General features: G+C 54.2%; 24 protein-coding genes. 23 read left to right on the forward strand and 1 reads right to left on the reverse strand.

The genetic code is table 11. The features are described from left to right. Positions 1 to 77: 77 nt before the first annotated feature. Entirely contained in the window at positions 78 to 752 is a 675-nt protein-coding gene (locus Q7C_RS07265) for a LexA family protein (RefSeq protein ID WP_014704084.1), read from the reverse strand. Positions 753 to 847: 95 nt separating this feature from the next. Here Q7C_RS07265 and Q7C_RS07270 point away from each other — a divergent pair, with 95 nt between their 5' ends. The 23 genes from Q7C_RS07270 to Q7C_RS07380 all read left to right on the forward strand — a co-directional run bounded on the left by Q7C_RS07270 (position 848) and on the right by Q7C_RS07380 (position 21,965). Then, positions 848 to 1,135: a hypothetical protein gene (locus tag Q7C_RS07270; protein ID WP_202946494.1), complete on the forward strand. Its 288-nt coding sequence runs from the start codon at positions 848 to 850 to the stop codon at positions 1,133 to 1,135. Beyond that, a complete protein-coding gene (locus Q7C_RS07275) occupies positions 1,125 to 2,642 on the forward strand; it encodes a ParB family protein (RefSeq protein WP_041366656.1) in 1,518 nt (505 codons plus the stop codon). The genes Q7C_RS07270 and Q7C_RS07275 overlap by 11 nt, the downstream gene beginning before the upstream one ends. Beyond that, entirely contained in the window at positions 2,629 to 3,231 is a 603-nt protein-coding gene (locus tag Q7C_RS07280) for a DUF2857 domain-containing protein (RefSeq protein ID WP_014704087.1), read from the forward strand. The genes Q7C_RS07275 and Q7C_RS07280 overlap by 14 nt, the downstream gene beginning before the upstream one ends. Then, the gene (locus Q7C_RS07285; protein ID WP_014704088.1) at positions 3,191 to 4,477 is read left to right on the forward strand and encodes an STY4528 family pathogenicity island replication protein; all 1,287 of its coding nucleotides are present in this window, start codon (positions 3,191 to 3,193) and stop codon (positions 4,475 to 4,477) included. Before Q7C_RS07280 ends, Q7C_RS07285 begins: the two co-directional genes overlap by 41 nt. A 187-nt stretch (positions 4,478 to 4,664) precedes the next feature. Next, positions 4,665 to 5,405, forward strand: a complete 741-nt coding sequence (locus Q7C_RS07290) for a PFL_4669 family integrating conjugative element protein (protein ID WP_014704089.1) — start codon at positions 4,665 to 4,667, stop codon at positions 5,403 to 5,405. Between the two features lie 433 nt (positions 5,406 to 5,838). Next, positions 5,839 to 6,945, forward strand: coding sequence for a ParM/StbA family protein (parM, locus tag Q7C_RS07295; RefSeq protein ID WP_014704090.1), 1,107 nt, complete (start codon positions 5,839 to 5,841; stop codon positions 6,943 to 6,945). A gap of 189 nt (positions 6,946 to 7,134) precedes the next feature. Continuing rightward, positions 7,135 to 7,563: a DUF3577 domain-containing protein gene (locus Q7C_RS07300; protein ID WP_014704091.1), complete on the forward strand. Its 429-nt coding sequence runs from the start codon at positions 7,135 to 7,137 to the stop codon at positions 7,561 to 7,563. A 104-nt stretch (positions 7,564 to 7,667) separates the two neighbouring features. Continuing rightward, positions 7,668 to 8,183 (forward strand): JAB domain-containing protein, encoded by a 516-nt coding sequence (locus Q7C_RS07305; RefSeq protein ID WP_014704092.1) that lies wholly within the window; start codon positions 7,668 to 7,670, stop codon positions 8,181 to 8,183. Positions 8,184 to 8,276: 93 nt separating this feature from the next. Continuing rightward, entirely contained in the window at positions 8,277 to 8,702 is a 426-nt protein-coding gene (locus tag Q7C_RS07310) for a DUF6573 family protein (protein WP_014704093.1), read from the forward strand. 841 nt (positions 8,703 to 9,543) lie between these two features. After that, positions 9,544 to 10,410, forward strand: coding sequence for a phage integrase N-terminal domain-containing protein (locus tag Q7C_RS07315; protein WP_014704094.1), 867 nt, complete (start codon positions 9,544 to 9,546; stop codon positions 10,408 to 10,410). Positions 10,411 to 10,638: 228 nt separating this feature from the next. Beyond that, positions 10,639 to 11,019 (forward strand): PFGI-1 class ICE element type IV pilus protein PilL2, encoded by a 381-nt coding sequence (gene pilL2 / locus Q7C_RS07320; RefSeq protein ID WP_202946496.1) that lies wholly within the window; start codon positions 10,639 to 10,641, stop codon positions 11,017 to 11,019. Next, on the forward strand, positions 11,019 to 11,246 hold the full coding sequence (locus Q7C_RS07325) for a hypothetical protein (RefSeq protein WP_014704096.1): 228 nt from the start codon (positions 11,019 to 11,021) through the stop codon (positions 11,244 to 11,246). The genes pilL2 and Q7C_RS07325 overlap by 1 nt, the downstream gene beginning before the upstream one ends. After that, positions 11,236 to 12,054: a TIGR03759 family integrating conjugative element protein gene (locus tag Q7C_RS07330; RefSeq protein WP_014704097.1), complete on the forward strand. Its 819-nt coding sequence runs from the start codon at positions 11,236 to 11,238 to the stop codon at positions 12,052 to 12,054. The genes Q7C_RS07325 and Q7C_RS07330 overlap by 11 nt, the downstream gene beginning before the upstream one ends. A 48-nt stretch (positions 12,055 to 12,102) precedes the next feature. Next, the gene (locus Q7C_RS07335; protein WP_202946497.1) at positions 12,103 to 12,627 is read left to right on the forward strand and encodes a lytic transglycosylase domain-containing protein; all 525 of its coding nucleotides are present in this window, start codon (positions 12,103 to 12,105) and stop codon (positions 12,625 to 12,627) included. Beyond that, a complete protein-coding gene (locus Q7C_RS07340) occupies positions 12,614 to 13,183 on the forward strand; it encodes an integrating conjugative element protein (RefSeq protein ID WP_202946498.1) in 570 nt (189 codons plus the stop codon). Before Q7C_RS07335 ends, Q7C_RS07340 begins: the two co-directional genes overlap by 14 nt. A gap of 11 nt (positions 13,184 to 13,194) precedes the next feature. Next, a complete protein-coding gene (gene traD / locus Q7C_RS07345; RefSeq protein WP_014704100.1) occupies positions 13,195 to 15,309 on the forward strand; it encodes a type IV conjugative transfer system coupling protein TraD in 2,115 nt (704 codons plus the stop codon). Positions 15,310 to 15,314: 5 nt separating this feature from the next. Beyond that, positions 15,315 to 16,043, forward strand: a complete 729-nt coding sequence (locus Q7C_RS07350) for a TIGR03747 family integrating conjugative element membrane protein (protein WP_014704101.1) — start codon at positions 15,315 to 15,317, stop codon at positions 16,041 to 16,043. Between the two features lie 98 nt (positions 16,044 to 16,141). Beyond that, a complete protein-coding gene (locus Q7C_RS07355) occupies positions 16,142 to 16,543 on the forward strand; it encodes an MbcA/ParS/Xre antitoxin family protein (RefSeq protein WP_014704102.1) in 402 nt (133 codons plus the stop codon). Next, entirely contained in the window at positions 16,540 to 17,232 is a 693-nt protein-coding gene (locus Q7C_RS07360) for an RES family NAD+ phosphorylase (RefSeq protein ID WP_014704103.1), read from the forward strand. The genes Q7C_RS07355 and Q7C_RS07360 overlap by 4 nt, the downstream gene beginning before the upstream one ends. A gap of 5 nt (positions 17,233 to 17,237) precedes the next feature. Beyond that, positions 17,238 to 17,828: a 3'-5' exonuclease gene (locus tag Q7C_RS07365; protein ID WP_014704104.1), complete on the forward strand. Its 591-nt coding sequence runs from the start codon at positions 17,238 to 17,240 to the stop codon at positions 17,826 to 17,828. A 94-nt stretch (positions 17,829 to 17,922) separates the two neighbouring features. After that, a complete protein-coding gene (drt3a, locus tag Q7C_RS07370) occupies positions 17,923 to 19,269 on the forward strand; it encodes an antiviral reverse transcriptase Drt3a (RefSeq protein WP_014704105.1) in 1,347 nt (448 codons plus the stop codon). Then, positions 19,262 to 21,331, forward strand: a complete 2,070-nt coding sequence (drt3b, locus tag Q7C_RS07375) for an antiviral reverse transcriptase Drt3b (RefSeq protein ID WP_014704106.1) — start codon at positions 19,262 to 19,264, stop codon at positions 21,329 to 21,331. The genes drt3a and drt3b overlap by 8 nt, the downstream gene beginning before the upstream one ends. A gap of 331 nt (positions 21,332 to 21,662) precedes the next feature. Next, the gene (locus Q7C_RS07380; RefSeq protein WP_014704107.1) at positions 21,663 to 21,965 is read left to right on the forward strand and encodes an integrative conjugative element protein, RAQPRD family; all 303 of its coding nucleotides are present in this window, start codon (positions 21,663 to 21,665) and stop codon (positions 21,963 to 21,965) included.

Consider the following 21,965-nt stretch of genomic DNA (forward strand, 5'->3'; position numbering starts at 1 on the left):
CGTCATTCACCATATTTGCGCTGCATGCGATCACTCGAAATTATTGTTGCTCGTGTCTCTGGGTCCGCTGGGAAAACTCAGACCACCTCCCCCTTGAAGACAATGACTCCACAGATTGTCGCTTCTTCATCCACTTCGATAATGCGATTCGGCCAGTCAGGGTTGAGTGCCTTCAGGTACTGCTTGCCCTCTTCAATAATTAACTGCTTGAACGTGGCTTCATTGGATTCATCGAGTCGAACAACCACGTACTTTCCGTGGTCAGGTGAAACATTGGGGTCAACAAAAATCAGGTCGCCCTCATGAAATTTGGGTTCCATACTGCTGCCGCGAACCCTAAGTACAAAGGATTCAGGACTACAACACACCGGGCAGGGTAAAAGTTCTGAACCGTAGGCCGGTACGAAACTTTCAGAAATCTCATACCAGTTTCCCGCTTGGACCCAGGATATCAGCGGGTGGAGACTGCGCAAATCCGGGCCGTCGTGGGCGTTGTGTTCCTCTTGTCTTGCCCCGTCCGCATGGGGGGTATCCATCCATCCTTGGTCTTTATTCATAGCCTTTTCCAGTTTTTCCGCCAGCTCATCTCCGATAGAGCGGGGCGTTCCTTTTTTGGTTGGCAGCTGGTTGCGCACCTGGCTGAGGTAGGAGCTATTGGTCCCAGCCGCGCGCGCCAACTTGGCAGCTGACCCCGCTTCGGCAATCAAAACCTCAAGATTGTGGAGCCGGATCTGGTTAAGTTTTAGCGTCATGCGAAATACTTTAGCAGATAATTTAGCAGGATGCTAAGCAAAAACGTGGTGCTTGTCGTTGCCCGATGATTCGCACGGTGCTAATGTTTTTACGCATGGAGCTAAAGGACTTTCTCAAAGTGGCAACCAAGCGGGAGCGGGCCGACGTCGCTGCGGCGTGTGGCGACTCAGTCTCCTACTTGTATCAGATTGCCGGCCAGCATCGATATGCCAGTCCATTGATGGCGACGCAAATCGAGCATTACACACGTACTGTGGCGGACCTTTCGGATGGTCGACTGGAGCCTGTGCCTCGGGCGAGCATGGTTCGACATCCAGAGATTTTCTACGGCGTCGTGCCTGAATCGGGTGCACAAGAAGCAGGTGGTAACGATGACGCCTGAGAGATCGCCATCCGTCCACGAGATCACCCGTGTAGACGTCACTCGTATCCACCATTACTCCCGCAATCCCCGCCGGCAGCAGAACCCGGAATACGATCGAATAAAGGCGTCGATCCAGGCTGAAGGCCTGGATCAACCATTGGTGCTATCACAGGAGCCGGGGGCTGCTGATTATGTGCTCCACAGTGGCGGCAATACACGGCTGAGGATACTGAAGGAGCTTTTGGACGAAACCGGCGATGAGCGATTTCGCTGGATCGATTGCGTCGTCAAGCCCTGGTCGCAGGAGTCCAATGTACTTTTTGCCCACCTCCGGGAAAACGAATTGCGCGGCGGTTTGCCTTTCATCGATAAAGCGTTGGCCGTATTCGAAGCAAAGTCTCTCCTCGAAAGCGAGATGGAGGTTGAGAGCCTGTCTCAGCGCCAACTGGAAGAGCTGTTCAGAGAGCGAGGTTTCGGGCTCAGCCACAGCATGATTTCCAAAATGGGATATGCCGTTGAGACCTTGTGGCCATTGATGCCAAAAGCCTTAGCTGCCGGATTGGGTCGACCACAGGTGGAAAAGATCCGAGCCCTTGAACGCGCTGCCCGAGCGATCTGGGATCGTCGCCAATTGGGGGATAACACCGTCTTCGATGCGATCTTTGCCGAGTTGTGTCGCCGTTATGATGGCGCCGAATGGGACATTCAGCCACTGCGCGATGCATTGGAAAATGAGATCGCCGTGGAGTCCGAACTGAATCGCCAGGTGATTCATCTGGAGATGGAGGCACAACTATCGGGCCGCGCATTCAGCCTTCCCGCTCATACCGAAGAGGTTACAGAGCCGGGGGCGGACAGGGACCCGGAACACCCGGAGCATTCTGATAGTGGGCCGCCATCGAATACGACGACATTGGAAAAGCAGCCCGCTGACATCGATTCACCGGCGAGTGGTCATGACAAAAGCAAAGACCAACCGAACATGCCGGCTGAGTTGACCTCTGCGCCGAATTCCCAAAAAGGTGGTCAGCAAAGAAATCTTGAGGTTTTGCGGAGCCAGTTGTGGGACTGCGCAGTAACCCTGGCGACATCCCACGGACTGCACGAGACAGTCATTCATCTGCCGGATCAGGGCTTGGGCTTTCTGCTGATTGATGTGCCTTCACCGGAGCTGCGGGAATCCCTTGACCAGGACATGCTGGATTTAGTGTCCGCACTCTGGTGGCAGTTGGCTGCGAGCTCAGAGTTGACCGTCGCTCCCACGGACATTGTCCTGGCCTACCTGGATAAAGACTCGTCCCTATACCAGGCCTTGGCATCCCATGATGCCGGTCTGCTCTTTGGCAGTGTCTGGACGCCTGATCCCGGCCATCTCAACAGCCAGCTCTGGCAGCAATTGAACCCGCCAGACTGGCAGCGTTTGCTGCAAATGATGGAGTCCTACCGGAGCATTAAACGGTTAGCCTTCGATACTGGGGTCGAGCTTTGGGCGCAACAAGGAGGTGAAAGCGATGTCGTCCAATAAGGAAGCCGACCTCACCACCGCCGTGCTGTTGTACGCCATGCGATGTCTGGCAGAGGGGGATCAGCAGGCATTGCGCGCCATGAACTTTGGCCCCAAAGAACTGGACGCCCTGAAAGAGATGAATCTGGCCGATCTCTATCGGGCCGATGCACTGCGTGTGCACTGTCTGCAGATTGGTCTCAATCGTGATGTTTTTTGGCCGATGCTCGATCACCTGCGTCATCAGCGGGAATCTGAGGATCTCCAGCGAACATTGCTGGTCGCGGACGCACCGTTAGAGATGATGCAGCAGCTGTTTGGTGTGAGTTCTCGGGAGTACACGCGATGGCGCCGATTGTTGACGCTGGCGCCGGCCGTGGGCCGGCCTCCCGAACTGAATGAAACCGATACCCACGCGCTCTGGTATGCCTGGCAGGATAAGGTTCAGGCGGATGACAAATCCACATTAACTGCAGAGGACTATCTCGACCTACAGCAACAGACAGGCATTGGATTGCGATCGATTTGGGCGCTGGTGCAGCGTTGGGAAACCTACGGTGAGGGAAGCAGTGCCGCGACGTCCGGGCGGGTTGTCGAGAATGGCCCATGATGCGGATGCGCTGCGACCAGAAACTGTTGCTCTCGACGCTTTAATCAAGGCAACTGTTGCCAAGGTTCGTGCCCAGAGTGATCCATCGTTACCGGATGCCATGTTGTTCATGGGGAATTGGCATCAGGCCGTGCCGGCCATGGTCATCCAGGACCCGGTGTTGGAACCCGTCGATAAACTGGTATGGATGGTTATCATGCTCCATGCCAGAGAGACTGGAGGACGAACGGCGTTTCCCGATTACGATACCATTGCGGCTAAAACTAACGTTTCCTCAACCTCCACTGTCTCTCGTGCTATTGCCATTCTGCGCTTGACGCGTTGGCTAACGCTGTGTGCCAGAGTGCGTCAAAAAAGCGGCCGTTTCACCGGCAATGTCTACAGTCTTCACGATGAACCCCTGCCTCTGGTCGATGCCCTGTACCTGGATGAGTCCTACATGGCATTCGTTACCCAATCCCAGGAGCATCATCACGCCCGCGTCCGGCGCGTGGCGCAAGCTGTGTTGGAGAGTCTGGATAAGGATATTCAGGAAGGCGAGTCGTTAGGACGGAAGGAGTCAACTATTGAGCGTCGACTGCAGGCCGCCCAACAATTGTCAGTTTCCAGCGGAAACCACGGCAACAGCGGTCGTTATTTTACCTTTCACGCCGCGACCATCGGGAAACTGAAAAATTCGTCCGGGGCCTGCGCATCAGCACAATCCGTCCAGGACCAAAATTCAAAGGCGGAGGCTAAGGAACACTACAGTAGTCGTTGTAGTAGTCATTATAAAAAAACAACTACAACAACCACTACACAAAATACAAACCATGAAGAGAAAACATTTTCTGAATCCAATCCATCAGTCCCGTCGGTGACAGAGCGAGCGCTGATCTATCCGCCGCGCTTGTCGGAGAACCAGAAACACCTGGCGGACAGGTATCTTGCCATGATCGATCTTGATGATCGGCAGTTGGTGCTCGACGAACTTCAGGGTCGTCTGGAGTCTGAGCAAAAAGGCATGAAGCCGGTTTATGACGAGCTGCGATTCTTGCATTCGCTGTGCAAGGCGGCACAACAAGGCGAATTTGTGCCCAACCTCGGGATCAAGGTGGCCGAGGCAAGACAAGATCGGGCACATCACGTACCACCGCCAGAAAACGAAGAACAGAAAACTAAAGCGGCTGAAGAGCGAGCACGAAACCAAGCCTATGGGCGTGAGCAGCTGGCCAAGTTACGAGCATCATTGAATATGGATAAATAGCGCGACCGCCCGTTATCACACGTGATGTGACATATCTCCGTCGTTACTTCCCTGCACTGTTTCCACTGGAACCATCTGATCGCAGCAACGCAAAACACTGCACCAGTCGGATGGATATTCCGTGGTGCCATTTTCCCATTCGTGGATTCATAGCACGTCAGAGTTGATCTTGAAGGGAATGACGCAAATGAATTCAGACGCAGAACAGTCACACGAGAATACAGCTGAAAATCAAAACGAGTCAGTGCCAGGCGCCCTGCAGGGTGAAGTCTGGTTGACGATTCAGACCTATCAGGCTCAGAGCCTGATCCGCGGCCGCCGTGCAGCCGATGGCAAGCCTGCCATTATGGGATTGATCGGTTTTGCAGATCGGCTGAAGTCGCTATGGCAGGCCGTCCGCTTCGACGACCCTTATGCCGACTGGTGGTTGCTCAAAGTGGAAGAGGGCGTTGCCGATATCCGCGCACAGCTGCAGGGATTGCAGCAAAGGATGGACGCCCTTATCACTGAATCCAACAGTGCTCTCGAATTCAGCGTCGCACAATCGAGTCGACCACAGCGCGTATCGTTACAGTTCGCCAATCCCTACGCCTTCCGCGCTGCACAGTTGCTGGGTGAGTACGACCGGTTGATGTGCGCAGACATGACGTTGCATTACTTAGGTCTCGACATGCCCACTGACCTCATTGAGCAGGTGTCGGGTAGTGGGCGATGGGTGCGCCGGGTGTTTGCGTTGCCCCAGGGGTATCACTGCCTGGACGTTCGTCGCTCCGATATCCGGCAAGGAACACCGGCAGCCATCAAAGCGAGAGAGCGGATGGGCGAGATTCCCCAGGACATCCTCAATGGTGAGCGGTTGCCGTCTCTGCGTCCCCTGGCATTTCAACAGCTGAATAACAACGCCATCGCAGATTCTGACGAGGGCTGAACGCCGTGGCCACCAGCACGCTTCAGCAGCTTGTCATCTCGCTCGATACGCGAATTCCACTCGAAGCGATGGTGCTTCAGCGTTTACGCCGCCTGCCTAACAGCAGACAAAACGAGTGGTTGCGGCAGCTGTTGCTGGTGGGATTTCGAAGCGAGTGTCAGGCCATCCGATCTGAGCAAGCGCTGCCGGCACACGCAATGCCTATGAGCCAGCCGTGTACATCCACCCAGATAAACGGAAGTCGCGGAGCGGGTTCCGTCCAGCCGCGAACAACCGAGACGATGCTCGATCACGCTGCGCGGTCACCTGGCAGCTCACACAACAGCGAACGCGCCAGGCTTGCTCCCCCAAACGACACCAGAAAACCCTTTACGCACCTGAGACGAGTGATCGGTGAGTAAAGACGTCTAACCCCGATATCAGGAATCGCACCATGACAGAACTGACCGATGAGAAATTTTCTGACGAAGACAAACCTCCCGTGACCACTCATCCCATGGCGGTTGGGCAGGTGGGTCTCGATGACGGCTATGCCTATACCAAAGTGGCGTTACCGGATGGTCGCCTCCTGGCGGTGCCTTCGCGGGCACGCATGGGATCGGCCGGTGTCACCTGGATACGGGATGAGGAACAGAAAATTTTTGAGTACGAAACCGGTGGCAGTGTGTATTCCGTCGGTGCGGTCGATGGTGAGCCCACTCAATTCGATGAATACCCGGGCTCGGCCCTGAATCGGGTGATCGTCCAGCATGCACTGCAACAGGCGGGTTTGTCGGGCCGATCCGTCCATGTGGTGACGGGGTTGCCGGTCTCCGCCTTTTACCGCAACGATGGTCAGCAACGACGACGAGCGATCCAGGCAAAAAGGGAGGGTTTGAAATTGGCGGTTGAGCCTGTTGTTGCCAGAAAAGCATCGCAAAGGGCAGCGCAACAGGGGCTCCTAAAGGTGAGCATCGCCTTTCATGAAGTTATTCCGGAGGCGCTGGCTGCCTGGTACGACTATGTGATTGTTATGACCGATGATGATGGTGTGACGTTGGACGCGGATCGGGTCAACGCGCCCATCGCCATTGTCGATATCGGTGGCCGCACCACGGATTATGTGGTGGTCCAGGACCAGGGCATTGTGCATGGTTCCTCCGGCTCTCTGAATCGCGGCATGCTGAACGTCAAGATTCGCGTGGCGAACCGTATACAGGAACAGTTCGATATCAACGAACTGGGCGAGCAGAGTATCAGTCGGGCCGTCGATACACATCGGTTGCGCCTGCATGGCAAGGATCACGATGTCTCGGCCATGGTGGCGGAAGCAAAACGCGAGTTGGTGGAGCGACTCTATACCGAAACCCGCCGCAAGCTTGGACTCGGTGTGGAGTTGGATCGTGTACTGTTCGTCGGCGGTGGCAGTGCCGCGTTAGCCGCTGATATTGCCAACTGGTTTCCCAATCAAACCATTGCCGACCATGCCGCTTTTGCTAACGCAAGGGGCATGCTCAAGTACCTGCAGTTTGTCTGCGACGCCCCGGTGAGGGAGGGGTAACGACTTTGTACGTGGCCACTGCGGTCTCAGTGGCAAAGAAGATGTCAGCGGATTGTGCAAGTGACATCGCGGTTTTACCGTCAATCCAGTGTCAGGGCTTGCCCTGATTTTACTCACCCTGCCGGGAAATACCTTCCCGCCAGGGAATCGTGTTCTCCGGCTTTCCATTATGTTCAAGGAGAAACTGTTATGACCAGTAGACAATCTACCCCTGAAAAACCGAAGTATTTCGATCTTGATATCCACGGCATTGGTTACCTCAACCGGGTTCGCGAAGTAACACCCGAGAATGGGTTCCCCTTTCTCAGTGTCACCATCGCGGCGCTACGAGGGCCAGCCGATAACGTTCAGCACACGCATTTCGAGTGCGTGGTGGTGGGTGAAGAGGCGAAGGATCTGGTGCGTCAGCTGCTGCCTGCGGTGGAAGCTGACTTTAAAGTGCTGGTGGGTTTTCACCTCAGTGATTTGCAAGCCGAAACCTTCATCTTCAAAAACGGTGATCGAGCCGGTACGACGGGCATCAGCCTGAAGTCCCGGTTACTGCGGTTCCAGTGGATCAAAGTCGAAGGTCAGCCCTTTCCGGCGCCGACGGCTGAGACCCACAACGCCGTAGCCTGACGACCAAATCTGATCGCATCTTGTGATGCGATCAATTTTTCAACCCAGCGAGGGAGATTCTCCCTTGCTGGGCAGGTCTCCTCGACTCTTCAAGGAGACCGCTCATGGCTTCCAAATCCTCACCCTCCCGGGTGATTCCTAAAAACCGTTTTGCGGCCATTCGCATGGCGTCGTTGAACGATCCTGAAAAGCAATCCCTGCTGCAGCTGGCCTTTGCGATCTTGCAGGACCTGCACCAGCCGGGCCTGGAGCTACCGAGCCCCAACCACACCCGTGATTACTTGCGGATGTTGTTGGCTGAACGCAAAGCGGAAGTCTTTGGTTGTGTGTACCTGGATAACCGGCATCGGGTAATCGAAGCCGCAGAGTTGTTCCAGGGAACCATTGATGGCGCCTCGGTGTACCCCCGCGTGGTGGTACAACAGGCGCTGACGCTTAACGCGGCAGCGGTGATGTTTTTTCACAATCACCCGAGTGGTGTCGCCGAGCCCAGTCACGCGGACGAAGCGATTACCCGGCGATTAAAAGATGCGCTGGCACTCGTTGACATCCGTGTACTGGATCACTTTGTGGTCACGGTGGGGGAATCAGTTTCCTTCGCCGAACGCGGATTGCTGTAACGCCATTTACTTAACCCATTGGGGAGTCTTCTTCCCCAATGGGAAGGAGGTGCTCCCTGAATTTCTTAATTCATTTCTCCAGGGAGAAACCTTATGAAAAATTCAGAGTACAAGTCGTTGGAAGATGTCTTCGGTCCTGTTGTCGCAAGTTACAGTCGTGCACAGGCTATAGAAGATGGCGTCCTGATCGATGTCACCGCTATGGCACGTGAGGCTGGCTTCAAGTGGCCAGTCGCACTTACCCACACGGCTTGGTGTGATTGCGTAGCCTGGACAGAGCGGGATAACCGCTTTCAAGTGCACCAGGACGAGTCTGGCCGTTTGTGGGACGTGCTGTTTATGGCGTTCTACGCCATTCGAACGGCTACTGCTCCTGGTGATCGGTTGCTGTTCTCGTTGTACCGCGTGCCGAAAGACGGGCATTCGACAGAAGCCGGCGAGGTGAGTTTGAAACTGATGGTTGGCCCCGGTGATGCCGGTGAACCGGTCGTCACGATCATGCTGCCCAACGAAGATTAATGTCGCCGATCGAATCGGCTCCTTGCCCTGGCCACTTGGGATAAAGTGGCACTTCATCTGCTCCCGCCTGCCGTTCCGCTTAATCTTGCTTTCAATCGGAAGTGCCAACACCGCATCAACCTGACGTTTTGCTTATGGTTCCACTGTAACCATGGGTCGAACAGATTTGTCTGTTCAACTGCCATGACAGGTCGCAGACCTGGCGTGGTAGTTGATTCGAACGAAGCCCTCGTCACTGCTTAGCGAAGCGGGGTAGTGACGAGGGCGGCGGAGCACGGAACGACAACGGATTGCGCTCGGATTGATGCGTTCCCAGCGAGTTCGCTCTAACTATACTAGCGGGCAAGAAACGTAAACAGTTCCATACGCGGCCACGGCGGTAACGTGGATGAGGATTGTCGCCCTCGCCATCGAAAATGGCAAAAACGGCAACGGCGCCAGCCGAGCTACCATGGCGCACAGCATCAGCTGCGGCTCATCTTCAACGTTTCCTCAATAGCAGGACGTTCGTCCTCACTTCAATCTGGCTAACGCCACCTCAAACCCGGCTTGCAAGTAGCCGACTTTTCAACGCGCCGTTTAACCGACGGTTTCTTTCAACTCGCGGACCGATGGTTCCGCTCATTTAAAAGGAGGTGAAGTACTCACCATCGCAACTGACTCTTAGAGTCCATTGGTTTACCCGGCACCATCTTCAGCAGAAGAGCAGCCAGGTTGCCTGCGACCAGGCTTATCAGGTCGAACGGGGAGTAGTGTCCCTTGACCCTTCCGCTTCGGCGGACCCAGTCAGGCTACGAGCCTGTGGTTGGTCAGAAACACTTACCAGACTGGAAAGTACACGATGAGAGACCTGAACTACCAATTGAAACAGTTGTGCAAACGCAATCGCGATGGCAGTTACAGTACGCAAGCCAATCGAGCGCGCATACTTAATCAGATTGCCAATCAACTGCAGGAGATGGGGTATCGGCGTATGACTACCCGATCCCTGAAGCCGAAGCACGTGGACGCCCTGGTGAAACGATGGCTCAGCGAGGGCATGGCAGCCGGTACCATCAAAAACCGTATGAATTGCTTGCGCTGGTGGGCTGCCAAGGTGGATAGACGCAATGTTATCGCCAGATCGAATGAGTTCTACGGCATTCCCGATCGGCAGTTCGTCAGTCAACACTCCAAGGCGGTGGTTGTCGGTAACGATGCGTTGACCAGCGTTAAAGATGAGCATGTGCGAATGACTCTGGAGTTACAGCGCGCCTTCGGATTGCGCAGGGAGGAAGCAATCAAATTTATCCCAGCTTATGCCGATCAGGGTGATCACATTCGGTTGAAAGCCAGTTGGACGAAAGGAGGCAAGACGCGGATGGTGCCGGTGCTCACCCAGGAACAGCGTGCCGTCTTGAATCGTGCCCACCGACTGGTGGGATCTGGTTCCCTGATTCCACCGCAGAAAACCTACATCCAGCAGCTGCGGACCTACGAACGTCATACCACTCAGGCAGGTTTATCGAAACTGCATGGCCTGCGCCATGCGTATGCCCAGTCACGCTATCAGGCGTTGACGGGTTGGGCCTGTCCTGCGGCGGGTGGACCAGTCGCAAACAGTTTGAGCATTGAGCAACGAAAGCAGGACCATCAGGCACGACTCACCATCAGTCGCGAATTGGGCCACGCCCGCGAGCAGATCAGCGCTGTGTATTTAGGTCGATGAGTTTGGGTTGAGGCGTCTCATGGATAAGCACGACACTCACCGAGTGGATTAACCATTCACGCCAGAAGATCACTTGGCGATTATGATGCCATTCATCACGATTGAGGCCAAAACATGTCTCCGTTTAAACATCATGGAATCCCTCGTCTCCTAACGATAATGGTGTGCTGTTCTGGTGCTGCCGTCGGGAGCCATTCGGTAGTGGCGGCCGAGCGGCCCGTCACAACAATGACCACACTGACCCAAACGAGTCGCTATTCAGTGATGGTCGCTCAGCCGACCGCCGGGCAGCGGGATCTGTTATCGGTGACGAGAGCGATCACGATTCCAGGCGACATCGACAGTGTGGGGGAGGCTTTCCACTGGATGTTGCGAGATTCCGGCTATCGCCTGGCGGCCGATGCTGTGCTGTCGGAGGAGGCGAAAGCCATGCTGGCGCTGCCACTGCCAGCGGTGCATCGCCGCTTTGAGCCCATGCCACTTCAAACCGTGATGGGACTTATGATCGGTCCTGCTTTTCATCTCATCCAGGATCCCGTTCACCGCCTCATTGCGTTCGAGCGTTGCGTGGATATTTCTTCCCCCAATGTGACGGGAGGTGCGCAGTAATGGAGGCCTTCGTCATTGCCATCGTTTTTGTTACCGCATGGTTTTTGGGTGCTGAGTCCAGGCAAGTTGATCCGGAACCGCGTGCTGAAAGTGAGGCGGTTTCGATCGGCGATCAGATAGACGATCGAGAATGCTCCGTGCGTATTTTTGATCAGGAGTATCAGCTGATCATTCAGCGCGATCTGACCGTGCCCGTTGATCAACAGGTCAATGAAGATGACCATTGAGCATCGCATGAGAAAACCTGCCATCGCATTAGTCGGGTTCTGCCTTTGCATCACGTTGCCCGTGAACGCGGATACCCGACAGGCAGCCGAATCAAAATCTTCAAACGCCCCGACTGTCGAGCAATCGACGACAGAACGTATCGATTCTCAGACGTTTCGTGCTGACCAGTGGGGATTAGATGAATCGGAATGGCAGCGTTACCAATCTTTGCTGCAAGGTATCCGGGGCAGCGTGAGTCCTGCGACCTTGTCACCCCTCGAAGTGCTGGGCATCCACGCCCGCAGTGCCGATGAACGTCGGCGCTACGCTGAACAGTGGGCAGTGATGATGCGTGACGATGCCGAGCGCATCCTGGCGTTTCAGCGGGCTTACGACGACGCCCAGCGGCGCTTGTTCCCCAACGGTTTGTTGATCGATCCCGGTGTTGCAGCGTCCACCAAGCCGGATCAAGGTCTGGCTGGAAAATTCGTGTGGCAATCGTCGGACCGGGTGTTGTTCTTTACCGATACCCAATGCCCGACCTGCGATGCGGTGCTGGAGCGATTGGTCAGCCAGATCAAACAGTTCTCCGGCATCGATCTGTACCTGATCGATGTGTTTGCCGGTGAGGAATCTCGCATACGTGATTGGGCGGCCTCGAAACAGATCGATCCCCAGTGGGTGAGCGAGCACAAGATTACCCTGAACATCGACGCCGGTGCGCTAGGTAAGGTCTCCGCACATACGGGGCTGCAAGGAAAAGATTTGCCCGTACTGATACTGCGGCGGGATGATCGCTTGATGCCCTTGCCGGTATCACGATTCTAGCGGGCGCCGGTCATGGGGAGTTGGCCGATCATACCTTGTGTCATCGGTTTGCTGTGGTGGTCGACGGCCGCGCAGTCGCAATCCGTGCCAGTGGGGTATCAGCAAGTCGCGAGCGAATACGGCCTGCCTCCGGGCCTGCTCTACGCGGTGGCCTTGACCGAGAGCGGACAAAGCTCGCTTAGCGATGGACAGTTCCGCCCCTGGCCGTGGGCTCTCAATATTGATGGGGAAGGACACTATTTCCTGTCGCGTCAGATGGCATGGCAGGCCTTGGAGAAGGTGTTGACGGAAACCAAAATCTCGGTGGATATCGGGCTGATGCAAATCAGCTGGCGTTACCACCGTTCAGTCCTGGGTTCATCCTGGCAAGCGCTGGATCCCTACCACAACCTGCGTGTGGCCGCCGCGATCCTGCGCGACTGCTTCGTCGAACACACCCACTGGATTCAAAGCGCCGGCTGCTATCACGCACCCAACGATCCTGCCCGAGCTGATCGCTATGGTCAGCGGGTCAAGGCGCACTGGATGCGGTTGGCCGATACATCACAGGAGGTACGCTTTGAGAATCCGTAAACAACGATCGTTACCAGTCCTCGTGCTCGGGCTGGTCATGAACTCCTCCGTATTGGCTGAGCTGGCGGTGATTTATGACAGTGGTGAGACCCGGCCCTTGGCGCCGTTACTCAGCCCACTTTTGTTGAAGAATACTCAATCGACCGCCCCGGCTGAATCGAACAACCAGAATCTATCTTCAAAGTCCTTGCTCGGTCCGGCGACTCTCAGCAATTTATTGCCCATACGGTCACCCGGATTGGCGGTTGGCGATACCGCCGATAGCCAACTGAATCCCGAAGCCCTGGCGCGTTTGGCGCAAGGGAATCCACGCCCCTTCTTTCTCATCGGCTCGGATGCGTTGTCATTGCAATGGCTGGCGACTCACCACGACACTCTCAAAGACCTGGGTGCGGTGGGCATGTTGGTACAAGCCGATACCGAGGCGGATGTTCGACGGGTTGCTGAAGTGGCGCAGGACTTATCCATCACTCTGGGGTCCGGGAGTGATCTGGCCGCCGCATTGGGTATTCAACATTACCCGGTATTGATTACCCGTGATGGCATCCGGCAATGAGCTCGCATCCGATGGAAGCGCTGTTGCGGCCTCCCGTGGAGTTGTGGTCCACCTGTACGGCGTTTGCGGCGGGTACACTGGCCTGGCTCGCCCCCTGGGCCTTGATGATGCCACCGGGTATCGCAATGGCCACCAGCCTGACCTTTTTCGGTTTTGGCTTGTGGCGGAGCCGTCAAGCATGGCGTGTATTGCGCTACCAGCATCACATGAAGCGGCTGCCGGATTACCAAGTGCGGGCCAACCAGATTCCCGTCAGTCGCCATAAGCTGTTTTTGGGCAAAGGCTTTCGCTGGAGCCAGCAACACACTCAGCGTCTGCGCGATACCCTGAAGCCCGAGGTTCAACGTTACGTTCAGCCGGGCACGCTTTACCAGTGGGCGCGACAAAAGGAAGTTGCCTGGGAATCGATTCCAGTCCTGTCTTTGCTGACCAAAGCTCTGCGTAGTCGCAGCCGTTGGAACCCGCTGGCGCCATTACCGGCCGTCGGCGGTAAGCCCGCCCTGCACGCGGTTGAACCGCAAGAGCAGCCAGTGTGGATGGATCTGGGTGAACGGGTCGGGCACACGCTGGTGTTGGGCACCACGCGCGTCGGTAAGACACGCCTGGCGGAACTGCTGATTACCCAGGACATCCGCCGGGGTGATGTCGTCATTGTCTTCGATCCGAAAGGGGATGCCGATCTGTTGCGTCGCATCTACGCCGAGGCAAAGCGCGCCGGTCGGCTGGACGATTTTTATCTGTTCCATCTCGGTTTTCCGGAACTGTCGGCGCGTTACAACGCCATCGGGAACTTCTCCCGCATCACCGAGGTCGCGACTCGCATCGCCAATCAGCTGCCCAACGAGGGCAACTCAGCTGCCTTCAAGGAGTTCGCCTGGCGCTTCGTGAATATCATTGCGCGCGCCTTGGTGGCCCTGAAACGCCGGCCGGACTACCAGCAGATCCGTCGCTACATCAACGACATTGAGCCCTTGTTTGTGGAATACGCCGGGCACTGCGCCGGTGTGGCCGACATCGAAGCCTGGCCGTCTCTGGTTGAAGCGCGCGCGGCGGATATCAAAGAGCGCAATTTACCCAATGCCCTGCGTGGCCGGTCGATGGAAGCCATCGCCTGCATGCGCTTGCTGCAGGAGAAGGCCATTTATGACCCTGTCCTGGACGGGCTGATTTCCGCGTTCAAATACGATAAGACTTATTTCGACAAGATCGTCAGCTCTGTCGGCCCGTTGATGGAAAAGCTGACCACCGGCACCATCGCCGGGTTGATCTCACCGGATTACCAGGACGAGCAGGATGCGAGGCCGATCTTTGAATGGATGGATGTGGTGCGCCGCAAGGGTATCGTGTATGTGGGATTGGATGCGCTCACCGATACCACGGTCGCCAGTGCAGTGGGCAATTCCATGTTTGCTGATTTGGTGTCTGTGGCAGGGCATATCTACAAGCACGGCGTCGCGGCCAATGGCGCTGATGCGTCCGAATCAGAACGTCAGCGGCATTCGACCCCCACCATCTCTATGCATGCGGATGAGTTCAACGAGTTGATCGGTGATGAATTCGTGCCGCTGTTGAACAAGGCGGGCGGGGCAGGCTTTCAGGTCACGGCCTACACCCAGACCTGGTCGGACGTCGAAGCGCGTATCGGTAGTCGGGCCAAAGCGGGGCAGGTGGCCGGTAACTTCAACACTATGCTGATGCTACGAGTGAAGGAGTTGGATACTGCCGCCATGCTGACCGAGCAGTTACCGCGGGTTGAAGTCTTCACCCTGATGAGTGTCTCTGGCGTCGATGATTCGTCGGATCCCGGTTCCGGGGTCGACTTCAAATCCCGCAACGAAGACCGGATCAGTGTCTCGGAAGTACCGATGCTAACTGCCGCCGATATGGTCACGCTGCCCAAAGGGCAGGCCTTCGCCCTGCTGGAAGGCGGCCAGCTGTGGAAAATCCGTATCCCATTGCCGGACGACCGCGAGGATACGGCCATGCCCGACGACTTCGAGGCAATAGCCGAGGCCATGCGCCGCAGCTATATCACCAACGATCACTGGTACCGGGTCACCGACCACTGGTGGCACGCAGTCTCCGAGGCCGCGATCCGACCCTCAGACGCCGGTGAGCAGGCTTGAGCACGGTGGAGCCCCGTGATCCCCGACGGCCGGTTGCACAGCCGGGTACCGTATCCCGGTTGCTGACGGGTATCGCCCAGTGCCTCAAGTGGCTGTTTCTCTCCCTGTTGTTCTCCATTCTGGTGGAGTGGGTCGGCATGGTGTTCTGGTGGGAAGAGCAAGGACTTGGCCACAGTCGACAGATGCTGGTGAACGAATTGCAGTTCCTCGGCACCGACTTTCATCGCAGCTGGTTAACCGCCCAGCCGATGGTGTTCGCCAGTAACCTCTCGGATCGCGTCTACCAGTTTGCCTTCGAGTGGACGGGGCTCGTGGATCTGATTCATTGGATCACACCGGTACCGTCTGCGGAGGAGACTGGTCTGAGACCGGTACTGCACCGATTTTACCGGCCCGTCGCTGACTATGTGCTGGCGGGTATGCAAATCACCCAGGTCTTTGCGGTACGACTCGCCATCCTGACGCTGGCCACGCCGGTATTTGGACTGTTCACCCTGGTAGCGCTGGTGGATGGGCTGGTGCGGCGCGACCTGCGGCGTTGGGGCGGCGGCAGGGAAAGTTCTTTCGTGTACCACTACGCCAAGAAAGCCGCCATACCGCTGATCATCATGGCCTGGGTGTTGTACCTGGCGCTGCCGTTCAGTTTGCACCCGTCCTGGATCATCCTGCCATTCGCGCTGGCCTTTGCCTTCGCCGTCACCATCACAGCCAGTACCTTTAAAAAGTACCTTTAATACAAAGTGATTGAGCCAGTTGACTGTACCGTTACAGTCTGCTAGGCTGCATTTAAGCACTGTAAAGATACAGTCTGAATGCTGTTTAGGAGGCAATCATGATCGCTCAAGCCGAACAACTGCTGCAACGTGGTTCCAGTGTCACCAGGTCACTGCTGCCGGCGATTTTCACTATCTTCAGCCAGTGGCGCCTCACTGGTGCCCAGCAGATGACGCTACTGGGGCTCAGCAATGAGAAGACCCTCTATAACTGGAAGAGCCAACCCGAGAAGGCCAAGCTGACGCGAGACCTGTTGGAACGGGCCAGCTACATTTTGGGGATCTACAAGTCCCTGCAAATCCTGTTGCCTGATCAGGTGCTGGCTGACCAGTGGCTGGCCACACCGAACGACAACCCGCTGTTCAATGGCACGGCGCCGCTGGACCGGATACTCGCTGGTCAGGTGGTCGACCTGGCCGTGGTCAGGGATTTTCTTGATGCGGAGCGGGGTGGCTGGTGATTGCAATCGATACGCTACCCAGCAGCGAGGTCAATGAACCGGTCTATCGGGTCATACTGTCGCGCTACCCGCAGATCCACCTGTTCGAACGCGTCTCCAGCCCACAGGATTGGGAGGTGCTCTACGCCGTCGAGTCCCTGACGAATCCCAGGCTACGGGATGAAGTTGGTGATATTCGCCTGGTGCCGCCGGAAGACCGGGTCTACGGTGACGGTGCATCCTGGATAATGGCGGCCTTTACCCACCCGCCAGTGGATGGCCGAGGTGGTCGCTTCAACCGGGACTTCGGCATCTATTACTGCGCTGCCGATGAAGCAGTCGCCATCGCCGAATCGTCCTACCACCGGGCGCGATTTCTGCGTGAGTCCCGAATCGACAAGACCACCCAGGAAATGCGCGTGATTCGCGCACAGTTGGGGCCGACAACTCTCCACGATGTCCGTCACCTGCTTGAAGACGCCATCTACGACCTTGATCATTATGACGAAGCCCAGCAGCTCGGTTACGCGTTACGTGATGCTAAAAGTTACGGTGTTCACTACCAAAGCGTGAGAGCAAAAGGGGAGTGCTACGGAGTGATGCGTGCCCGATCGCTGTCCGATGCGATTCACTGGCGTTATCTGAGCTACCACTATGACCAGGGGGCGATAGTCAACGTCGAATCTCTCGATGGCAGTGGCAGGAGGTGATGGCAATGTATAAAGAGCTGCTGTGGATCTTCACACAACTCCCGGACGATTACATCGTCCTCGATACCGAAACCACCGGTCTCCCTGACGAAAACGGCCCGCCGGATATCGTGACGATTGGCTTCACCGTGGTGAGAAATCGAGAGATAGCGGAATCCGTCGAGTTTAAAACACGGCCACAAAAACACATTTCAGAAGAAGCGCAGTCGATACACGGTATTACCAATGAACAGGCTGCAGGATTTGATGCCTTTGATTCCCAATGGAACCAGATTGCCGACTACCTGAAAGATCAACTCATCGTCATCCACAACGCCAGTTTTGACTGGCCGATCCTGCTGGATCACGTCGCCCGATACGGTTTATCAATGCCGCCAATTCAAGGTGTGTTCTGCAGTCAGAAAGCCGCCATTCCGTGGGCACAGGCAGCGAATTTGCCGTGCAGCCACAGAGGTCCATCGTTAGACGCGTTGACGAAAGCGGTTGGCGTTGAAGATCTCAGAGCAAAGATTGGTGGAGCTCATGGGGCGGAAATTGATAGCAGGCAGACGGCTCAAGTGACAGAGGTGATGAGACGTAATGGAAATGCAAATTAGGTTTTAACCTTGAGTCATGATGAGCGAAATTGCGCAATGAATTGCCACCAGTTTTCTAGCCAAAGAGTGGCTTATCAATGGAGGATAAGTGTAGATGCTTGATCAGATGTTCACTGCGGAAAATTTCCGACGTATCTATGATAGTGAAAATCGGAAGGGTCTTGATCTCGCAGGTCTCTATTTTCCCGATCTCGAACCCCATACTCTCGCTGTTCGCAACAAAGTTCAGGAAATTCGTGCGTATCGATCAAGAGAATCCAGCATCAAGGCTGAAGATTTCAAGCAGAATCTAGACGCCCTAAAGGCTGAGCTCGTCCATTTGAAAGCCACAAAGTCCGCTGCGATTGACGAGAAAATGGATGATATTAGCCTCAAGGTACTGCAGCCTAGCTTCAAAATCGAACTTAGCCAAAAGACTGGACCCAAGGGAAAGCTTGTTTATTGTATTGATTCGAAGCCAGAGACCTTTTTTGTCATCAAACAGCTTCAGCGTAATATCTACCGGATTTATGGCGTCAAACAGGCCAATCGCCACGATCTCGTATGCCAAGTGCGTGATACCGTCGGGACAAAATTTCCTTTTGAGATGGTTCGGACAGACATCTCAACGTTCTACGAAAGTATTGACAGAAAGAGGCTCATCAAGAAACTTGATAAGGATCAGCTCCTAAGCCCTTCCTCAAAAAAGTTCATTAATCAGGTATTGGATTCCTACGGGGTTCTATCCGGAACATCCACCGGTATCCCTAGGGGTGTAGGCATCAGCGCTTATTTAGCTGAACTCTACTTGCGTCCAGTTGACAAGGCAATTCGCGCCATTCCAGGGCTTATTCTTTACTGCCGTTTTGTCGATGACGTAGTGGCGATCTTTGCGCGTCCTCCCACTGGCACGGATCTTGGCTCATATAAAGATCACGTCATCAAAGTTTTTGCAGAAAATGGTCTGACACACAATCTGGACAAGACTTATGAATTTGATCTGAAGAGGCAGGAGCCGAAGAAGTTCGAGTACCTTGGTTATCGATTTCTGGTCCAGCCTGGCCAGTGCCAAATTAAAGCCAGTTCTGCGAAAATTCTGAAATATAAGAACCGCATGAACGCTGCATTTGAAGACTACTGGAAAAGCTGCTCCACTGACTCCAGGCGGGCTTATCGTGTTCTTGTATCGCGAATAAAGTTTCTAACAGGTAACACTCGCCTTTCGAATAGCAAGTCACGGGCGGCAACGGGGATATATTACAACAATTCCATTGCAAACGATCTCTCTAGTTTCGAGATGCTGGATAAACTAATGAAGAAACGTGTGGCGAAGATTAAGCGTGCAAGTCTTCGGAAGCGGCTCAAAACTTACAAGTTCACGGAGGGTTTTAAGACTCGGCGTTTTCATAATTTCAATTCGCGTGAGCTGCAAACGATAGTAAAGGCTTGGAAATATGAGTAAACGGCGTGCCACTCTCACCCATAGAAAGCAGCGATCCGTTCTAACGGATATGCTGCCGTTTGAGGTGCCTCCGACCTTCTCCAATCGAGGTTTTTACCGATTTTTAAGAGATCACGATATAGAGATTGATGATGGATGTATTCGCTGGGTTTCAGATACCAATGATCTCGATGCAACAATGCAACTGTTATTCGGCATCGAAGACAAGGGCTCGATTGAAACCGAAATTTTAAGCGAGTGGGGGAGGACGAAGACGCGTAGATATGTTCGTTTGAAAAAATGCAATATGACAACAATACCTTTCAATTTCCAGATTTCTCACAATCTCGACGGTCGAACCCTAAGTGTCGTGCATCCGCGCAATCAGGTTGCGGTCGCGAGTTTCTATGCGGCGCAAAGCGCGCTAATTGTTTACTACACTTCTTTAAGTGACTTCTCGATTCGGCGGCCGGTTTCGGTATCTCGCCATGCATATTTCAATGACAGATTGCATCAGGAAAAGCTGGATTCCGTCGCCGGTGTGGAAGAAGAAGACAAGGAATATGAACAGCTTGGCTCTTATTTTGTTTACAAAAAGTACCGCAATATTCACCAGTTCTTTGAGTCGTACAAATATCATCGATGTGAGAAAAAATATGACGCGATGGTCCAAATAGACGTAAATAAATGCTTTGATAGTATTTATACTCACTCTCTACCTTGGGCTGTGCTCGGAAAGTCGCAGACAAAGTTCAGTTTATCGGAATCCAAACATACGTTCGGTGGATTGTTCGATACATTGATGCAGAACCTCAATCACAATGAAACCAACGGGATTGTGATCGGGCCAGAATTCTCCCGAATTTTTTCAGAGATTATCCTGCAGGCGGTCGATGTCGAGCTTTCGAAGCGTCTGTCCGAAGACTCTAATCTTACGCATAAAGTTGATTATGAGATTTTTCGTTACGTTGATGACTACTTTGTTTTTTACAATGAGGAGTCTACACAGTTAAAAATTATAGAAACGCTGCAAGCTTTTTTGAAGGTCAATAAGTTAAGTATTAATACCTCCAAGATTAAGCACTATCAAAAGCCCATCATCACCGAAATCACGATTGCCAAGAATCGCATATCAACGCTATTGAATAACGAAATCAATCCGGCCACTGAAGAGGTTGTTGTAGAGGACCCTGAGGAGGCAGGGGCTATAAAGCTCGCATGTCCCGTAAATTCAAATCGGCTCATTATTCGCTTCAAGACGGTAATTAAAGAAACGTCTGTCACTTACGGCGAGCTACTGAATTACACTCTCGCTATTACCGAAAACAAAATCGAAAAACTTTTTCAATCCTATCTGGCGTGTGACAAAACAATACATGACCAGAAGCAGCTACTTAAAACGCTTTTGGCGGTTATGGAGTTCGCATTTTTTGTGTATTCTGCAAACCCGCGCGTAAATCATACGATTCGGCTTTGCCGGATGATTACAGCCTCAATTGACTTTCTCTGCGTTAATTCACTTCCTTATGAATTGAAGCACTTGCTGTTCAAATACGTCCATGACAATGTATTGCAACAGCTGGAAAAGAACGCGATGAACGCTCATTGTGAAGTCGAAAGCTTATATCTTCTCATTTCTTTGTCGCAAATCGGGCGAGAGTATTGGCTACCTGAGTCAGTCTTGCTGCGGCATTTTCTCATTACGGAGGAAGAGGCCACGCACAAGTATCAGCGTGTCGGATTCATGAGTCATTTTTCCATTACGGTGCTGTTGTCTTACATAAAGGATAAAGTCCGCTATGCGAAACTTAAGGCCTTCACTGAAGAGCACATCATTCGTAAGCTCGAGTATATGAGAGCGCATTGCCACAATGATGCGGAAGCCATGATCCTTCTATTGGATTTGATTGTATGCCCCTACATTAGCACCGCTACTAAGGACGCGATAGGCCAGTTTTTCGGGCTGGATGCCACAACACTTACAGCTATTCAGAAGACCAATGACCACTGGTTTACGGCATGGGGGGGCAAATTCGATCTCGGTAAAGAGCTAGACGCCAAGCGCAGTCGTGAAGTATATTAGGCGTGGCGCACCGCTCTACCCTTAATGGCTGTTGGCAGCCCACACACAAGCGCCTTCACGGCTCCTATATCAATTGGGGGTTGGGTAACCAGGCGGCAGGAGCGGGTCGTCTCCCCCCCCCCTAACTATCGCGGTATCACCTCAGTCTCTTGCTCACATTCATATTCAGAATCTCGAGGATAGTTTGCTCAAGTAATATCCCTCCTGGTAGCAACTGTTGAATGACGATCTAGAATTAAAAACCACCCCACCCACCGAATAGATTTCCCCTCGTCCCCCATCATTAATTCTCGCACTATGCCCCGTAACAACTCACGGGAGCAGCAGTGCCATGAAACGCCATCTCTGGCTACCTTCTTTTCTGATTATAGGCTTGGTTGTCACGCCGGCGGCTTTTGCCAATGCAGGCGCCGAGCGCGAGGCGCTCGCCAAAGTCATCCATGAGCTCAATGCCCTCGAGTCATTAATCAAGCGTGCCGAGGCCAACGCCGAGCAGGATTCCCGTATCCGATTTCGCTATGACTGGCTGCGTCAGGATCTGAAGCAGATCAAGGATGGCATCCATTCACACATCGACTCTCCCCGTGCTCAGCCTCGCTCATTTCCGCCATTGCGCGGCGATTACCGTCGATAG

The sequence above is a fragment of the Methylophaga frappieri genome (genome assembly GCF_000260965.1).
Taxonomy (GTDB): domain Bacteria; phylum Pseudomonadota; class Gammaproteobacteria; order Nitrosococcales; family Methylophagaceae; genus Methylophaga; species Methylophaga frappieri.

Coding starts and splice junctions, on each gene's coding strand:
- traD (WP_014704100.1), top strand. CDS start 13,195: ATGGAAGCGCTGTTGCGGCCTCCCGTGGAGTTGTGGTCCACCTGTACG.
- Q7C_RS07325 (WP_014704096.1), top strand. CDS start 11,019: ATGGAGGCCTTCGTCATTGCCATCGTTTTTGTTACCGCATGGTTTTTG.
- Q7C_RS07305 (WP_014704092.1), top strand. CDS start 7,668: ATGGCTTCCAAATCCTCACCCTCCCGGGTGATTCCTAAAAACCGTTTT.
- Q7C_RS07315 (WP_014704094.1), top strand. CDS start 9,544: ATGAGAGACCTGAACTACCAATTGAAACAGTTGTGCAAACGCAATCGC.
- Q7C_RS07365 (WP_014704104.1), top strand. CDS start 17,238: ATGTATAAAGAGCTGCTGTGGATCTTCACACAACTCCCGGACGATTAC.
- Q7C_RS07310 (WP_014704093.1), top strand. CDS start 8,277: ATGAAAAATTCAGAGTACAAGTCGTTGGAAGATGTCTTCGGTCCTGTT.
- drt3a (WP_014704105.1), top strand. CDS start 17,923: ATGCTTGATCAGATGTTCACTGCGGAAAATTTCCGACGTATCTATGAT.
- Q7C_RS07355 (WP_014704102.1), top strand. CDS start 16,142: ATGATCGCTCAAGCCGAACAACTGCTGCAACGTGGTTCCAGTGTCACC.
- pilL2 (WP_202946496.1), top strand. CDS start 10,639: ATGACCACACTGACCCAAACGAGTCGCTATTCAGTGATGGTCGCTCAG.
- Q7C_RS07270 (WP_202946494.1), top strand. CDS start 848: ATGGAGCTAAAGGACTTTCTCAAAGTGGCAACCAAGCGGGAGCGGGCC.
- Q7C_RS07330 (WP_014704097.1), top strand. CDS start 11,236: ATGACCATTGAGCATCGCATGAGAAAACCTGCCATCGCATTAGTCGGG.
- Q7C_RS07275 (WP_041366656.1), top strand. CDS start 1,125: ATGACGCCTGAGAGATCGCCATCCGTCCACGAGATCACCCGTGTAGAC.
- Q7C_RS07280 (WP_014704087.1), top strand. CDS start 2,629: ATGTCGTCCAATAAGGAAGCCGACCTCACCACCGCCGTGCTGTTGTAC.
- parM (WP_014704090.1), top strand. CDS start 5,839: ATGACAGAACTGACCGATGAGAAATTTTCTGACGAAGACAAACCTCCC.
- drt3b (WP_014704106.1), top strand. CDS start 19,262: ATGAGTAAACGGCGTGCCACTCTCACCCATAGAAAGCAGCGATCCGTT.
- Q7C_RS07290 (WP_014704089.1), top strand. CDS start 4,665: ATGAATTCAGACGCAGAACAGTCACACGAGAATACAGCTGAAAATCAA.
- Q7C_RS07265 (WP_014704084.1), bottom strand. CDS start 752: ATGACGCTAAAACTTAACCAGATCCGGCTCCACAATCTTGAGGTTTTG.
- Q7C_RS07300 (WP_014704091.1), top strand. CDS start 7,135: ATGACCAGTAGACAATCTACCCCTGAAAAACCGAAGTATTTCGATCTT.
- Q7C_RS07380 (WP_014704107.1), top strand. CDS start 21,663: ATGAAACGCCATCTCTGGCTACCTTCTTTTCTGATTATAGGCTTGGTT.